The sequence below is a fragment of the Pusillimonas sp. genome (genome assembly GCF_044464525.1).
Lineage (GTDB): Bacteria > Pseudomonadota > Gammaproteobacteria > Burkholderiales > Burkholderiaceae_B > Pusillimonas.
This window is the reverse complement of the sequence record NZ_JBIQLE010000025.1, coordinates 19,559-34,137: the sequence shown is the minus strand read 5'-3', so window position 1 is coordinate 34,137 and position 14,579 is coordinate 19,559. Positions and strand designations below refer to the sequence as shown.

16 protein-coding genes are annotated in these 14,579 nt (G+C 62.1%); 3 read left to right on the top strand and 13 right to left on the bottom strand.

From position 1 onward, the window contains the following. Positions 1 to 38 precede the first annotated feature (38 nt). From flgL to ACIY1O_RS13360, 3 genes are read left to right on the top strand one after another with little or no spacing between them, the layout of a single operon-like run. A complete protein-coding gene (flgL, locus tag ACIY1O_RS13370) occupies positions 39 to 1,589 on the top strand; it encodes a flagellar hook-associated protein FlgL (RefSeq protein ID WP_397475590.1) in 1,551 nt (516 codons plus the stop codon). A gap of 3 nt (positions 1,590 to 1,592) precedes the next feature. Further along, positions 1,593 to 2,978, top strand: a complete 1,386-nt coding sequence (locus ACIY1O_RS13365; RefSeq protein WP_487047374.1) for a methyl-accepting chemotaxis protein — start codon at positions 1,593 to 1,595, stop codon at positions 2,976 to 2,978. After that, a complete protein-coding gene (locus ACIY1O_RS13360; protein ID WP_397475589.1) occupies positions 2,978 to 3,493 on the top strand; it encodes a hypothetical protein in 516 nt (171 codons plus the stop codon). The genes ACIY1O_RS13365 and ACIY1O_RS13360 overlap by 1 nt, the downstream gene beginning before the upstream one ends. A gap of 17 nt (positions 3,494 to 3,510) precedes the next feature. On the opposite strand, the gene fliR is transcribed toward ACIY1O_RS13360, so the two are convergent. The 13 genes from fliR to fliF are packed head-to-tail and all read right to left on the bottom strand — an operon-like array spanning position 3,511 to position 14,447. Further along, positions 3,511 to 4,296, bottom strand: coding sequence for a flagellar biosynthetic protein FliR (gene fliR / locus ACIY1O_RS13355; protein WP_397475588.1), 786 nt, complete (start codon positions 4,294 to 4,296; stop codon positions 3,511 to 3,513). A 24-nt stretch (positions 4,297 to 4,320) separates the two neighbouring features. Then, entirely contained in the window at positions 4,321 to 4,590 is a 270-nt protein-coding gene (gene fliQ / locus ACIY1O_RS13350) for a flagellar biosynthesis protein FliQ (protein ID WP_397475587.1), read from the bottom strand. A gap of 18 nt (positions 4,591 to 4,608) precedes the next feature. Further along, the gene (fliP, locus tag ACIY1O_RS13345) at positions 4,609 to 5,391 is read right to left on the bottom strand and encodes a flagellar type III secretion system pore protein FliP (RefSeq protein WP_397475586.1); all 783 of its coding nucleotides are present in this window, start codon (positions 5,389 to 5,391) and stop codon (positions 4,609 to 4,611) included. Beyond that, positions 5,388 to 5,759 (bottom strand): flagellar biosynthetic protein FliO, encoded by a 372-nt coding sequence (gene fliO, locus ACIY1O_RS13340; protein WP_397475585.1) that lies wholly within the window; start codon positions 5,757 to 5,759, stop codon positions 5,388 to 5,390. Before fliO ends, fliP begins: the two co-directional genes overlap by 4 nt. Before the next feature lie 4 nt (positions 5,760 to 5,763). Beyond that, positions 5,764 to 6,288: a flagellar motor switch protein FliN gene (gene fliN, locus ACIY1O_RS13335; protein ID WP_397475584.1), complete on the bottom strand. Its 525-nt coding sequence runs from the start codon at positions 6,286 to 6,288 to the stop codon at positions 5,764 to 5,766. Further along, on the bottom strand, positions 6,281 to 7,291 hold the full coding sequence (gene fliM, locus ACIY1O_RS13330) for a flagellar motor switch protein FliM (protein WP_397475583.1): 1,011 nt from the start codon (positions 7,289 to 7,291) through the stop codon (positions 6,281 to 6,283). The genes fliN and fliM overlap by 8 nt, the downstream gene beginning before the upstream one ends. Further along, positions 7,292 to 7,762 carry a flagellar basal body-associated FliL family protein gene (locus tag ACIY1O_RS13325; protein WP_397475582.1) on the bottom strand — a complete coding sequence of 157 codons (471 nt, stop codon included), beginning with the start codon at positions 7,760 to 7,762 and terminating at the stop codon, positions 7,292 to 7,294. A 25-nt stretch (positions 7,763 to 7,787) separates the two neighbouring features. Then, entirely contained in the window at positions 7,788 to 9,107 is a 1,320-nt protein-coding gene (locus ACIY1O_RS13320) for a flagellar hook-length control protein FliK (RefSeq protein WP_397475581.1), read from the bottom strand. A 19-nt stretch (positions 9,108 to 9,126) separates the two neighbouring features. Then, a complete protein-coding gene (gene fliJ / locus ACIY1O_RS13315; protein ID WP_397475580.1) occupies positions 9,127 to 9,570 on the bottom strand; it encodes a flagellar export protein FliJ in 444 nt (147 codons plus the stop codon). After that, positions 9,563 to 11,023: a flagellar protein export ATPase FliI gene (gene fliI, locus ACIY1O_RS13310; protein WP_397475579.1), complete on the bottom strand. Its 1,461-nt coding sequence runs from the start codon at positions 11,021 to 11,023 to the stop codon at positions 9,563 to 9,565. Before fliI ends, fliJ begins: the two co-directional genes overlap by 8 nt. Further along, complete coding sequence (gene fliH, locus ACIY1O_RS13305; protein ID WP_397475578.1) at positions 11,020 to 11,784, bottom strand: flagellar assembly protein FliH; 765 nt, start codon at positions 11,782 to 11,784, stop codon at positions 11,020 to 11,022. Before fliH ends, fliI begins: the two co-directional genes overlap by 4 nt. Continuing rightward, positions 11,777 to 12,784, bottom strand: coding sequence for a flagellar motor switch protein FliG (gene fliG / locus ACIY1O_RS13300; protein ID WP_397475577.1), 1,008 nt, complete (start codon positions 12,782 to 12,784; stop codon positions 11,777 to 11,779). Before fliG ends, fliH begins: the two co-directional genes overlap by 8 nt. Beyond that, positions 12,771 to 14,447, bottom strand: coding sequence for a flagellar basal-body MS-ring/collar protein FliF (gene fliF, locus ACIY1O_RS13295; protein ID WP_397475576.1), 1,677 nt, complete (start codon positions 14,445 to 14,447; stop codon positions 12,771 to 12,773). Before fliF ends, fliG begins: the two co-directional genes overlap by 14 nt. Between the last annotated feature and the right edge of the window lie 132 nt (positions 14,448 to 14,579).

The following is a 14,579-nucleotide window of genomic DNA, read 5'->3' as shown; positions in this document are numbered from 1 at the left end:
CCAGCCAATCCAGCGTCTATCAAATCGAGGCTGTCAAGATGCGTATCAGTTCTTCTCTTTTCTTTCAGACCGGGCTCAACTCCATCAACGCCCAACAGGCCGACCTGCTGCATTTATATCGGCAGGCGGCCAGTGGGCAACGCATGGTCACCCCGGCCGACGACCCGCTGGCCGCAGCCCAAGCGGTCAACCTCAGCCAATCGCAGTCCTTGAACGAGCGCTATGGCGCCAACCGGGATGTGCTCAAGATGAACCTGGGCAACGAAGAGAACACCCTCAACTCGGTCACTATCTTGCTGCAGGACATCAAGACCCGGCTGGTCGAAGCGGGCAACGGGACCATGTCGGATGCCGATCGGGCTACCCTGGCCGATGTATTGCGAAACTCCAAGGACACCCTGTTCGGCCTGGCCAACGCCACTGACGGAAACGGGCAATACATGTTCTCGGGTTTTGCGGGTTCGCAGCCGGCATTCGCCAAGGACGCAAGCGGCGCGGTAAGTTATGCCGGCGACAGCGGGCAGCGCCTGATCCAGGCCGACCAAACGCGGCGCATCCATGCCGGAGACCTGGGCAGCGACGTGTTCTCCCGGGCCGCCAGCGGTTCGCGAGCCTACATTACGCACGGAGACCCGGGCAATTCGGGCACCGGCGTCATCGGCGCGCCTGCCATCACCGATCCCCAGGGCGCCAATGTCGGCAAGCCATTTTCCATCGAGTTCGCCGATAACGGCGGCGTGCTGCAATATACGGTTCGCGCCTTTAATGCTGATGGCAGCGAAGCACAAGTGGACGGCCCCCACGACTACAACCCCGACACTGTGACGCTCGCGCTTCCCGGCGGGTTGCAGGTGGCGTTTTCAGGCCAGCCTTCGGCAAATGACAAATTCACGATCGAGCCTGCCAGTACTCCGGCCTATGTGGCTCGTGGCGCCGCGGGCAACACGGGCGACGGGGTCGTCGGCCAGCCGGTCATCAACGACCCCAAGGGCGAGCACGTCGGCAAGCCCTTCCGGATCGAATTCACCGACAATGGCGGTACGCTTCAGTACACCCTCCATGCCCTTGATGGCGCCGGTAACCCTGTAGCAACAGACGGCCCGCATGATTACGTTGCCGGCACCACCGAATTCATGCTGCCGGGCGGCGTACAGGTACCGTTCAGCGGAACGCCTCAGGTCGGCGACGAGTTCATGGTCGAACCCGGCTCTGGCATGGCGGCCGACCTTAATGTCTTCGATACGCTTGACGCCATCATTCATGCGCTTGACACGCCTGTCAGCGGCGACCCGGCCAGCCAGGCCAGGCTTGCCAACGCGCTGGCGTCCGCCATGCAGAAGATAGACGTCAACTACGACCAGGTACTGACCGTGCGCGCTTCGGTGGGTTCAAGGCTGGCTGAAATCGACGCCATAGACGCCAGCGGCAATTCGCGCAGCCTAAGCTATGCCAATCAGCTGTCCAAGCTCGAAGACGTTGATTACTACACTGTCACCACCCAGCTCGAGCTGCGCCGTTCCGCGCTGGAAGCAGCCGCGTTGGCATTCAAGAAGATTCAAGGCACCAGCCTGTTCAACATGGGGTCATAAGCGATGAAATCCACACAATGGGAAATTCGGGTCGGCGTTACGGTATTGGTGGTGTGCCTGTGCCTGTTGGTCGTTGTTTCGTCCGGCGCCGGGTGGTACATGCTCAACGAGAACGTTGCGGCATTGCAAGGCGCCGCGCTCGAGGCGGCCACCCAGCGCCTGGGCCAAGCCGTCTGGATCTTCATCATCATTTCTGTGTTGGCCGTCGTTTTGACGGCGGTTTCGTTGCGCATGGTTGCGCGTAATGCGGTGCGTCCGCTTAATTTGGTGGGGCGCCAGCTTGAGGCCTTGGCCGCCGGCGACCTTACCTATCGCGTCGATGCGCGCCCTGAAGAACTTGGCGGGCTGGCACTTGGCCTCAAGCGCGTGCAAGATAGTTTGGCCCGTAGCGTAGGCAACGTGCGTGCCGGCCTTGATCATATCGGCGATAGCGCACAGCGCATTGTTTCGGGCCATACCGACCTAAGCAGTCGCACCGAGCAGCAAGCGGCCGCATTGCAGCAGACAGCAGCCAGCATGGAGGAGCTATCCAGCACGGTCAAGCAAAACGCCGACAATGCGCGACAGGCAAACCAGTTGGCGGTCACCGCATCCGAAGTGGCCCAACGCGGCGGTTCGGCAGTGGGCGAGGTGGTTTCCACCATGCAAGGCATTTCAGCCAGCTCGCGAAAAATATCCGATATTGTCGGTGTCATCGACAGTATCGCTTTCCAGACAAACATCCTGGCACTGAATGCCGCGGTCGAGGCGGCTCGCGCCGGTGAGCAAGGCAAGGGTTTCGCCGTCGTGGCTTCCGAGGTTCGCGCCTTGGCCCAACGCAGCGCCCACGCCGCCAAAGAGATCAAGGACCTGATCGAAGACTCGGTCAAGAAAGTGGCCGAAGGTTCCGATCAGGTTGAGCGCGCCGGCTCCACCATGGAAGAAATCGTTTCCTCGGTCGCACGGGTCACCGACATCATGGGCGAGATCTCCGCCGCGACCGTCGAGCAATCCAGCGGCATCGAACAGATCAACCTGGCGGTGGCGCAGATGGATGGCGTAACCCAGCAAAATGCCGTATTGGTTGAGCAAGCCGCCGGGGCGGCCGAAGAGCTGCGCCGCCATATCGGCAGCGTCGGCCAGGCGGTATCCACTTTCCGTCTGGGTTCCGGCCATCGCGTCATCGATGTCTCGCCCAAGCCCGATGAGCGCCGCGCTGCCTCGCCGGCCAAGGTCGCGGCGCCCGCCCGCGCTTCGCTGGCCTCGCCGGGTGATGAAGCGCGCGGCAAATCCACGCCCGATAATGGGTCGGCGGCTACGGGCGCTTATGGCAGGGCGGCGCCGGCGGCCTTGCCTGCGGCTTCGCGCGCGTCCTCCAAAGCGGCGGATGATGATTGGGAAGAGTTCTGATGGCGGGTGCCCCGCAGGCATTTGGCAAGCGCCGCACGCCGCCGCGCGCTATGCGCGCCCTGGCGGTTGTGGGGCTGCTGGCATCGCTGGCTGCATGTTCCACAACGGGCCGCTCATTCGACACCTCGGAAATGAGCCGCATCATTCCGGGGCAAACCACTCTTGAGCAAGCTTCATCCATATTGAAGGCCCAGCCCGAGAATATCTATCGGCAGCTCGATGGTTCCGCCACCGCGCGTTGGGCAAGCAAAAGCACGCTGCTTACCGACGCGGTGTATTTTCGTCGCGAGCTATCACTGCGATTCGGCAGTGACGGCCGCTTTCAGCACGTGGTGGACAGTGTCAACGTCTTGAGCGAGCCGGGTACGGAACCGCAGGCCATACCGCCACGGCAGCCCGATAGCGTTCAGGCGGATAGCGTCGACCGGGTCATGCCGCGCGGTGTTCCCCCAAGCTTCCCGTATGGTCCGGCCAAATTCGGCGACGGCCCGGTAGTGGTGTACCCGGTGCGCTGATTTTTCCCCGGGCTTGTCTACAGCCCCGCCAGCGCGTGGACGAGACGCGCCATGGCCTGGTGGCCGGAATCGAAAAGCCGGCTTATGAAGGGCGCAGTTTGGGGCAGCACCACCGTAAGCAATATCAAGCCGACCATCAAACTGATGGGAAAACCCACGGCAAAGACCGATAGCTGTTGCGCCGTGCGATTCAGGATGCCCAGTGCCAGGCTGATGGTCAAAAGCACAATGATCAAGGGCAAGGCCAGAAGCATCCCGGACACCATCACTTGAGCGCTCCATTCAAACAGCACGCCAAGTCCGTCCAGATTGAAACCGGCCACCGCCGGCAAGATTTCGAATGTGCGCACCAGGCCGCCCAGCATCAGCAGGTGGCCATTCAGGGCCAGGAAAAGCAGCATGGCGATAACATTCATCAAGCGTGCGAGAACGGCAGTGTTGGCGCCCGTGGCGGGGTCGAAAAAAGAAGCGAACGACAAACCCATTTGAAGGCCGATGAATTCGCCGGCGGTCTGCACGGCAGCGAACACAATGCGCATGGTCAGGCCCAGGGCGATACCTATGAACACCTGCTGGGCGGTAATCCACAAGCCCTGGTAAGACGCGGGGGATATGTCCGGCGGGGCCGGCAGGGCCGGCGCCACGGCCATGGCCAGCAAGGCGGACAGCCCTACCTTCACCCGCAGTGGGATCGACGACTCGCTGAATAGCGGCGCCGTGCCCACCAGAGCCAGAATGCGCATGAAGGGCCACAGAAAGGAATTGATCCAGCTGTAAAGCTGTTCGAGCTCAAAGGACACCATCTCTTGTGGACTGGATATGACAGGTCAGGAGACCAGGCCCGGCAGGCTGGTGAACAGTAACTTCATATAGTCAACCATGACGCTGATCAGCCACGGTCCAAGCAGCACCAGGGCGATCCCCGCCGCCAACAGCTTGGGAATGAATGACAAGGTCATTTCGTTGATCTGGGTGGCGGCCTGGAAAATACTGATCACCAGGCCGACCAGCAGCACGACCAGCAATAAAGGTCCGGCCATGGAGAGCGCCACCTTCATTGCCATGTAGGTCATGGACATGACGGTATCGGATGTCATTGCGCGATTCCTATACGGTTACTGATAAAAGCTGCGGGCCAGAGACCCCAGCAGCAGGTGCCAGCCATCCGCCAGCACGAAGAGCATCAGCTTGAACGGAAGCGATATCGTTACGGGCGGCACCATCATCATGCCCAACGCCATCAAGACGCTGGCCACCACCAGGTCGATGATAAGAAAGGGGATGAATACCGTGAACCCGATCTGGAAAGCTGTTTTCAGTTCACTCGTGACGAAAGCCGGAACGAGCACTCGCAGTGGCACATCGGCCGGCGAGTCGAACTCGGGCGCTTGAGCCATATTGGCGAATAGCGCGAGGTCGGCTTCGCGAGTCTGGTTGAGCATGAAGGTACGCATCGGCGAGGCCGCGCGCTCAAGCGCCGACTCGAAGGTGATGCTCCCTTCACTAAGCGGTTGATAAGCCTGGGCGTAGACTTCGTCGAATACCGGCGACATCGCGAAAAACGTCAGGAAGAGCGCGATGCCGATGAGCACGGCATTGGGCGGCGAAGCCCCGGTTCCCATGGCGTTGCGAAGCAGGCCCAGCACGATGATGATGCGGGTGAAGCCGGTCATCAACAACAGCATGGCCGGCAGGAACGACAGCATCGTCAGCAGCAGCAGCGTCTGGATGCTTAGCGTATAGGTTTGTGCACCGCTCCCGTCGGTGGTGGCCGTGAGGGCGGGCAGTGCCTGGGTAACGGCGCTTTCCGGGTAAAGCAATAGCGCCAGGCCGAGCCACAGCAGTGCTTTTGGAAGCTTGAATGGGCTCGGACGGTAGGGCACCGATATATGTCTCATGGCCGCATATTGTCCAGGCCCGCATTGCGATTGACGGCCAGGGCGCCGCGCAGCGCCCGCGCGAAGCCGGCCTGTCCTGTCGGCGCAAGAGAAGATTGCCCGGCGCCCAGGCCGGTGTCGCCCGGCGGCATGGTATGCAGCAGGGTAATCTGTTGCGGCGTCACCCCTACGACCAGCCGCGCGTCGTCGACTTGTACGACGACGACACTGGAGCGCGCGCCGAGGCTCTGTGCTGCGATGATCTTCAGCGACTGGCCCGCGCCCGTACGCAACAAGCCGGCGCGGCGCATGAACCAAGCGCCGGCCAGGATAAGAAATACGATGAGCACCAGGCTGCCCACCATGCGCAGCACGTTCGCTTCGACCATGGCATCAGCGCCTGGTGTTGAGCCGGCTTAACCGGTCGGAGGGCGTGATGATGTCGGTCAGGCGGATGCCGTATTTGTCATCGACCACCACGACTTCGCCCTGGGCGATCAGATAGCCGTTGACGAAGATATCCATGGGCTCTCCGGCCAAACCGTCAAGCTCCACCACCGAGCCCTGGCCCAGTTGCAGGATGTTCTTGATGGTCAGGCGTGTGCGACCCAGTTCAACCGAAAGCTGGACAGGGATGTCCATGATCAGGTCGATGTCGCTTTCGCCATCGGCGGCTGTGCCGGCCAAGGGCTGGAAAAGGTCGGCGACGCTGGATGGCGCCGGCGCCTTGGTTGCGTTCTCGGCGGCGGTTTGCTCAGAGAGCGCGCTGGCCCAATCGTCGCTTTGCAGACCTTCGGCCTGGGTGGGGGCATCGGCTTGCCCGGCCGTTTGTTCGGCAAAGGCTGCAGCCCAATCCACGTCCGCCGGCGTCTCCGGCACATCGTTTTCTTTATCGGAATCTTGCTTGGGATCAGTCATGGGATGTCGTGGTTTTTTTAAATTCAGGCTCTGAATGAGACAGAACGTTCAGCACTCTCAGGGCGTACTGGCCGTTGAAGGTGCCATAAGTGCATTCCAGTACCGGCACGTTGCCGGCATGGGCGACAATCGTCCTGGGGATGTCCACCGGCAGGACGTCGTTGACCTTGAGCTTCATGAGTTCGCCCACAGTGGATGAGATAGACGCAAACTCTGCCGTCAACTCGACATCGGCGCTGCGCACCTGGCGCGACAACTGGTGTGTCCAGCGCTGGTCTACGGCGTCCAGCGAAGCTTCTTGCAGAGGCCGGGTCAGCAGGTCGCGCACCGGTTCGATCATGGAGTAGGGCAGGCAGATGCTGAGGTTTCCCCCTGACGCGCCAATCTCGATATTGAACGAGGTGACCACCACTATTTCGTTGCCGCTGGTGATGCTGGCGAACTTGGTGTGCATCTCCGAGCGTATGTATTCGAAGGTGATCGGATATACGTTTTGCCAGGCCTCGCCATAGCTTTCAAGTGTGAGGTTGAGCAGGCGCCGGATGATGCGTTGTTCGGTGTTGGTGAAATCGCGGCCTTCGATGCGGGTGGTATAGCGCCCGTGGCCGCCGAACAGGCTATCGATAACCAGGAACACCAGGTTGGGGTCGAAGGTGAACAAAGAGGCCCCGCGCAACGGCTTCATGGTGACCATGTTGAGGTTGCTGGGCACCGGCAGGTTGCGCTCGAACTCTGAGTATTTTTGCACCTTGATGGTAGAGACTGTAATGTCGGCGTTGCGCCGCATGAAGCTCAAGAGCGTCGAGCGCATCCGGCGGGCAAAGCGCTCGTTGATCAGCTCGAGCGTTTGCATGCGGTGGCGAACTACCCGGTCGGGCGAGCTTAGGTCGTACGGCCGGACGCCGCCGTGCTCTTCGACTTGCGATGCTTCGCTGCTTTCTCCGGTAACCCCGGCGATCAGCGCATCGACTTCGTCCTGCGACAGGAAATTCGAATAGGCCATTTATTGGATCACGAAGGCGGTGAACAACACGCTCGAGATGGCCGGAGAGGCCATTTGCGGATGATACGCAGCGGCGAGTACCGTTTTCAGGCTGCCGGCCATCTTGTTGCGGCCGCCGTTGGTCTGAAGGTCGGACGCCGAGTGCTGAGCCAGCTCGCCCAGAACTCGGTTGCGCACTTCGGGCATGTATTGCATGAGCTGGGTGTGGGACCGCGTATCGTCGAGGCGCAGGGTGATCTCGGTGTAAAGGATCTGGCTGTTGCGTTCTCCGTGGAGCGTAACCGTGAATGGCTCGAGAGTCAGGAAGATGGGCGCGGCCACGACGGGCTGCTCGGTTTCCTGCGTTGGCAGGGCCAGCTGACCGTTGTTGTTCAGGTAATAGTATGCCGCGCCCCCGCCGACGACGAGCAGTATCAGGACGAGCAGAATGGTGTTGAGAAAGCGCATGGCGATAGAGTCAGCGGAAGACAAGAGGTTTGGTCATGGTAAGCATGGTTCAGGCGAAAGTGTCCACCAGGGCGTTCGCGGCGACGGCGCGTCGGGGCGCCGCAACCGAATCGGCCGGGCCGCCGTCGCCGTCGGCTGAGCCAGTGCCGGGCATGCCCGGCCGACCGCCGCCTTCATTGAAGGCGAACCCCGCCTGGCCCTGGTCGCCGACGTGGGTTTCGCCCAGCGAGATGCCCGCTTGGGCCAGTTGCTGGCTCAATTGAGGCAAAGCCGCTTCGACGGCCTGCCGTACTGATGCATGGGCGGATACGAACAACGCACTGGCCATGCCCTCGTTTAGGCTCAGGGTAATGCGCAGCGGCCCCAACTCTGGGGGGTCAAGCCTCAGCTCAGCCGTTTGTGCGCCGCTGTGGGCATCACGGGCAAGCGTGATAACTTGGCGGCCGAAGTCGGCGTTCCAGCCTGATTGATGCATGGGCGTCGTAATGGCCATTGCCGGCCCGACAGGCGGGGCGGTGGTGATGCCTGCAACTGGATGAAACGGGTTGAAGTTCGCCGGGGAAGGCTGAGCGACAGTAGGCAGGTCGACCGAATGCAAACGCGCCTCGCGTGTCGCAGGGTCGTTCGATTCGAGATGGTTCTGGATGGCAGCGGCGGCGTTGAAGAGCTCGCCCTGTGTCGCAACTTTATCGGCGGGGCCGGCCGGTGTTCGCGCGGCGGTCTTGCTCTGCAAGGCCGCCATGGAGACGGTTGGTTTCAAGTCTGTTTGATGCGCGCCAGGGCGGTTAAAACCTGGCCGGTCTGTGTCTGCGGAAGCGATGCCTGGGGCGGCATTGCCCAGGCCAAGAGCGTTCGTGCCGGCGCCGGCTGGAATGCCTTCGACGCCGGCGTTGGTGTTTCCTTTGACGTGGTCGGCCTGCACAAGGGCTGCATCAGTTTGCATGGCGGCTGTCAGTACCTCGCGCCGGCTCTGGCGGCCTTCACGGATATCTGGTGAGTTTCGAGCTTCAGCCATAGGTGTTTTCGCACGCGCTTGTTCGCGTGCATGCAGGGCGATTTCAAGCGCTATCTGGGGTAATGCCGAGGCGAGATCTTCAGGTTCAGGCTTATCTTTGACGTCAGACGCAAGCTCTTGTGCTTTCGGTTCATCAGTGCTGGGGCCATGGACAGGCGGCCCGCCCGATGCCGCGTCGTCGGGGGCTGCTTTTGCCGTGTCTGCGTGCGCGTCGCCCCGCGCCGGTGAGGACTGCCCCGCAAGCACGTCGGCAAAGCTGCCGTCTTGCGGCGCATCGTGGTCGGTGGATACGGCCGAACGTTCGGCCTGCGGCTTCAGGCCAGGAACCAGGGCGGCGATGTTCGGTGAATTCATGGCGGTGACCAGGTGGTTGCTAACGGCCCAACCCGCGAGGGCCGCGGGCGGAAATCTCATCGTTCAGGCGCTGTTCGCGGCGCGACTCGAGAACAGCCTGATGGCGCAACTGCCGAGTTTGCAGGGTTTCAAACGAACTGAGGCGCCGTTTTTCGGCCTGCCAGGAGTCTCGTCCCTGCTGCAGCTTGGCGTCAAGTTGCTCCAGTATCTTATTTTGCTGCGAGATCGCGTCATCCAAAGTGGCGATAAACTGCCTAAAATTGTGATAGTTCGAAGCGGTGAGCCCCGATTTGGACACTTGCTGCAGCCTTTCGGCGTAGTCCTGGCGGTAAGTATGAAGGGCCTCAAGCTGCTGTTCGGCGTCTTGCCGAGACTTCGCCAGCTGCGCCAACTCGCGGGCGGCTTCGTCCGCGTCGTTGCGCGCCAGGTCGATCAGCATGTCCAATGTCGAGCTTTTAGCCATGGTTGGTTTCCGTTGTTTCGCGGCCTAATACGGCCGCCAGCTCGCGTGTTGCGCGGTCGTAATCCACACGCTGTTCTATGCCTTGCTGTAAAAAGGCTTCGAGCCAGGGGTATTTTTCGATGGCCTCGTCGATGCGCGGGTCGTTGCCTCGGGTGTATGCGCCCACGGCGATAAGGTCGCGATTGCGCTGATAGCGGGACAGCATTTGCTTGAATTCATGCACCATGGCGAACTGCGCCGCCGGCGCCACCGCCGGCATGACCCGGGAAATCGACGCCTCGATGTCGATGGCGGGATAGTGGCCCGCCTCTGCCAGGTTGCGCGAAAGCACAATGTGGCCGTCGAGAATGGCCCGTGCCGAATCGGCGATGGGGTCTTGCTGATCGTCGCCTTCGGTCAGCACGGTGTAGAAAGCGGTGATGGAACCGGCCGGACAGCCTTCGTTCGGAGCACCGTTGCCCGCGCGCTCGACCAGCGCGGGAAGCTTGGCAAATACGGAAGGCGGATAGCCTTTGGTGGCGGGGGGCTCGCCTATGGCCAGGGCGATTTCGCGCTGCGCCATCGCGTAGCGCGTCAACGAGTCCATGATCAACAGCACGTGTTTGCCCTGGTCGCGAAAGAATTCGGCCAGCCGTGTCGCATACACCGCGCCTTGCATTCTAAGTAATGGCGAGACGTCTGCCGGAGCAGCCACAACCACAGAGCGCCGCAGACCTTCCTGGCCCAGATTGTTCTCGATGAATTCCTTTACTTCGCGGCCGCGCTCGCCGATCAGGCCCACCACTACGACGTCGGCCTGCGTGTAGCGGGCCATCATCCCCAGCAGGACACTTTTTCCCACGCCCGAGCCGGCGAAAAGGCCCATGCGCTGGCCCCGTCCGACCGTCAATAGCCCGTTGATGGCGCGCACGCCCACATCCAGCGCGGTGTCGATGGGTGCGCGCTCAAGCGGATTGATGGGCTCCGCAACGAGCGGAGCGGGGCGTACCTGCTTGAGCGGCCCGAGATCGTCGAGTGGGCGGCCGGCGCCGTCCAGTACACGGCCGAGCAGGGCGTCGCCCACAGGCAGATGGCGAGTCTGGCCGGTGACCGGGTTTTCACTGGTGTCGTGAGAGGGAAGCGGAATTTGTGTCCGCAGGCCGGCCTCTACCGGGACAACCCGAGCACCGGGCGGCAATCCGGAAATATCGCTTTGCGGCATGAGGTATAGCGTATGGCCATTGAAGCCCACGACTTCGGCGTCCGCCCAGTGGTTCTGGCGGGGTGCGATTTCGATCTTGCACGCAGCCCCGACGGCAAGCCTGAGGCCAGTGGCTTCAAGCACCAAGCCTGTGGCGCGCGTGACGCGGCCCGTGGCATGCCAGGATTCCACGTGGGCGACGCGCCGGCTGCCTATGCCCAATTGCATGCGCCAGCGATCGGCAGCGCTTTCGAGGCGTGACGTGGCATTCATGACGACGATGTCCAGGGTATGTTGTGGCCCAATGCGCCCACCACGCGTTGCCAGCGGGTCTGCAATGTTGCGTCGATGCTGCCCAGGGTGGTTTCGGCGACGCAGCCGCCGCGCTCCATGGCCGGGTCCGCCTGCAAACGCCATTGGCGCGCAAGCGGATCGTCGGAAATGTGGTCCTGGACCAGGGCCAGGTCTTCGGGGTTCAGACGCAGGCGCAGCAACCCTTCCTGGCCTCCATCCAAATGAAGAATGTCGTGTATTGTTTCGAGGATGCGTTCCGGCTCAAGCGTCAGGGTGGAGCGTATGACCTGTTGCGAAATACTTATCGCCAGCCGGATCAGCGCCTGGCCCGTTTCCTCTTCCACCTCGTGCAGTGCTTGGGCGCAATTTTGCAGCAGGGCCGCCAGCCTTTGAGCCTCGGTTTCATTCTGGACACGGCCTTCGTCGAGGGTCTGCTTGAGGCCCGCCTCGCGCCCCTCGGCACGGCCTTCTTCGACGCCCTGTGCACGGCCCTCGGCCAGACCTTGCTGATGGCCTTCTTTGTATCCTGCTGCATGTCCTTCTGCGCGGCCCGCCTCTTTCGCCTGTTTTTTCAACTGGGCGATTTCTTCCAGCACGTGCGTGGGCAGCGGGATTGCTTGCCGGTCCAGGCCTTCTTCGCCTTGCCCGACACTTTTGGCCGGTTCGACGGAGTCCATCTCCCAGCGGCGCCAGGCTTCGGATTCGTATGCGCGCAGTGCCTGGCGGGCCGGGTTAGACATATTCGTCGTCTCCTCGGCGGCTTAGCGAGAATTGGCCGGCTTCGGCCAGCCGCCGAGCCACTTGTAGAATGGATTTCTGTGCCTCTTCGACACGGGACATGCGGATCGGGCCTTGTGCCTCCAGGTCGTCGCGCAGCATGTCGGCGGCGCGATTGGACATGTTCGACATGAACGTGTCGCGCAACTCTTCGGGCGCTCCCTTTAGCGCGATCGTCAGCGTGGCGGTGTCGATTTCCTTCAGGATGAGCTGGATGGCCGAGGGCTCGATTTCCATCAGGTTCTCGAACACAAACATTTCGTCGACAATGCGCTGGGCAAGGTCCGGGTCCAGTTCGCGCAGGTTGGTGACAACCGCGTCTTCGTCGGCCGAACTCATGTAGTTGATCAGTTCAGCGGCAGCGCGCACGCCGCCCATCTTGCTGCGCTTGGCGCCCTGGCCGGAAAGCATGTCGGTCAATACGTCGGTCAGCTCATGTAGTGCGGTGGGCTGGACACCGCCAAAGGTGGCGATGCGCAGCACCACGTCGTTGCGCAGGCGTTCGTCAAGCAGGGCCAGCACGGCGGAAGCGCGGTCGCGCTCGAGGTGGACCAATATCGTGGCGATGATCTGTGGGTGTTCGTCGCTGATCAGCTCGGCGACGCTGTTGGCGTCGAGCCAGTTGAGGGCGTCGATACCGTTGCTGGTGTCGCCGGCTTCGAGGATGTCTTCTATCAGGCCGGCGGCGCGGTCGTTGCCCAGGGCCTTGGTCAGTACGCTGCGGATATAGTCGTCCGAGCCCACGGTAACGGCCATGAACTGGTCCGCCTCCTGGCGGAAATCCTCGAGCACTTTGTCCACGTCGCTGCGAGTGATCTGGCTCAAGGCGGCCATGGCGCTACCCACCATTTGCACCTCGCGGGCCGAAAGATATTTGAACACCTCGGCGGCGGAGTCTTCGCCCAGCGACATCATCAAGATGGCACAGCGCTGCAATTGTTCGTCAGAACTAGTCCTTGGCATTTTGCTCCATCCATGAACGCAACACCATGGCGACGGCGCGCGGATCCTTAGAGGCCAAGTCTCGGGCGACCTCCAGGTTGTCTTCGTATCGGTTGATCTCGGAAGCCCGGCGGGCGGCGGCGGCTGCGGCATTGGCTGCGGCATCGCGGGTGGCGGCGTTCTCTTGAGCCGCTGCCAGTTCGGCCTCTTGACGGCTGGCCAAGTGCTCAAAGAGCGGCTTGATGATCTTGCGCCAAATGAGCCAGGCGGCAAGCGCCAGAAGCAGGTAGCGAAGCAGTTGCATGGCCATTGACTGATATTCGGGGTTTTCCCAGATCGGCATCGGGGCCGACGTGTCGCCGGTGAATCGACTGTTGACGATGCTTAGGGTATCGCCGCGCACGTCGGAAAAGCCCATTGCATCTTTGACGAGGCGATTGAGGTTGTCGATTTCTTCGGGTGGCAAAGGCTCGGCCTCGCCATCTTCGCCGGGCCGGTAGTTGACCACCACAGCGACCGACAGCCGGCGCAGTTTGCCAGTCGCCTCTTTGACGTGGCTGATGGTGCGATCCACCTCATAGTTGACTGTGGCGTCGTGGCGTGTGTTGGCCGGAACCGAACCGTTGGCTTCAGCATCGTTCGTTGCGATCTGGTTCACACCTTGCTGGCCGACGCCAGCCTGGCCGGCCGCAGGGGCCGGGGCGGGGAGGTCGATGGGCGCCGTGGGGTTCGGCGGGGGCTGGTTGGTCAGTGCGCCGGGCACGCCCGCGGCCGGCAGGACGTTGTATTGTTCGGAGCCGCTGGTTTGCTTGCTGCGCACGGCGGCCTCGCCGGGCTCCTGGTTGGGGCGATAGACCTCGGAAGTTTGTTCGCGTTGTGAGAAATCGACGTCGGCGCTTGCCTGGGCTCGGACGTTGCCGGCGCCGACCAAGGGCGTGACCAGGGTAAGAATGCGTTGTACGGTGCGCTGCTCCAGGTCGTTGATGAAGTTGCGCTGGGTGCCTTCTGCACCGGCTTCGCCCGTTGGGGTGCTGAGCAGGCGGCCATTCTGGTCTACGACGGACACGTTCTCGGCCGCTAGTCGCGGGACGCTGGACGAGACCAGCCAGCCTATCGCCGAGACTTGCGCGGCGCTGAGCGCCCTTCCGGGGTAAAGGGTCAGCAGGACGGATGCGGTGGGCTCTTGCCGATCGCGCACGAAAAGAGATTCGCGGGGTATGGCCAAGTGGACACGCGCCTGCTGCACGGCATGCAGCGAGGCAATGGAGTTGCCCAGCTCGCCTTCGAGCGCTCTTTGATAGGTGACCTGTTCGGTGAATTGGCTGGCGCCGAAGCGGGTGTTGTCCAGCAGCTCGAAACCCACGCTTCCGCTTCGGGGCAGGCCTTGGGTGGCAAGCTGCAAGCGGGTCTCATGCACCCGGTCTTCCGGGACCAGGATGGCGCTGCCGTTGTCGGACATGCGGTAAGGCACGTTCATCTGCCCAAGCGCGGTCACGATGGCGCCGCCGTCGCGATCTTCAACGTTGGAGAACAGTACACGGTACTCGGGTGCGCGTGACCAGAGCAGCAACACCACGATAGCGGCGATCAGCGCCGAAGCGGCGCCAAGCAGGATCGGGCGCGGCACAGTTTGCAGCCTGCCCAGTGCCGGGAAGCGAGCCATCACGGCTTGCGCTTGGCTCATCGCTGGCCTCCGGCCGGCTCTGCGCAGAGCCGCAGCAATGCCGGAAACTGCGTATATACGATATGCATGCGACGGAATACTAGAAGGGGAGTCGTCATTATTACTTGCCTTGGGGCAGGACCAATTGCCGAA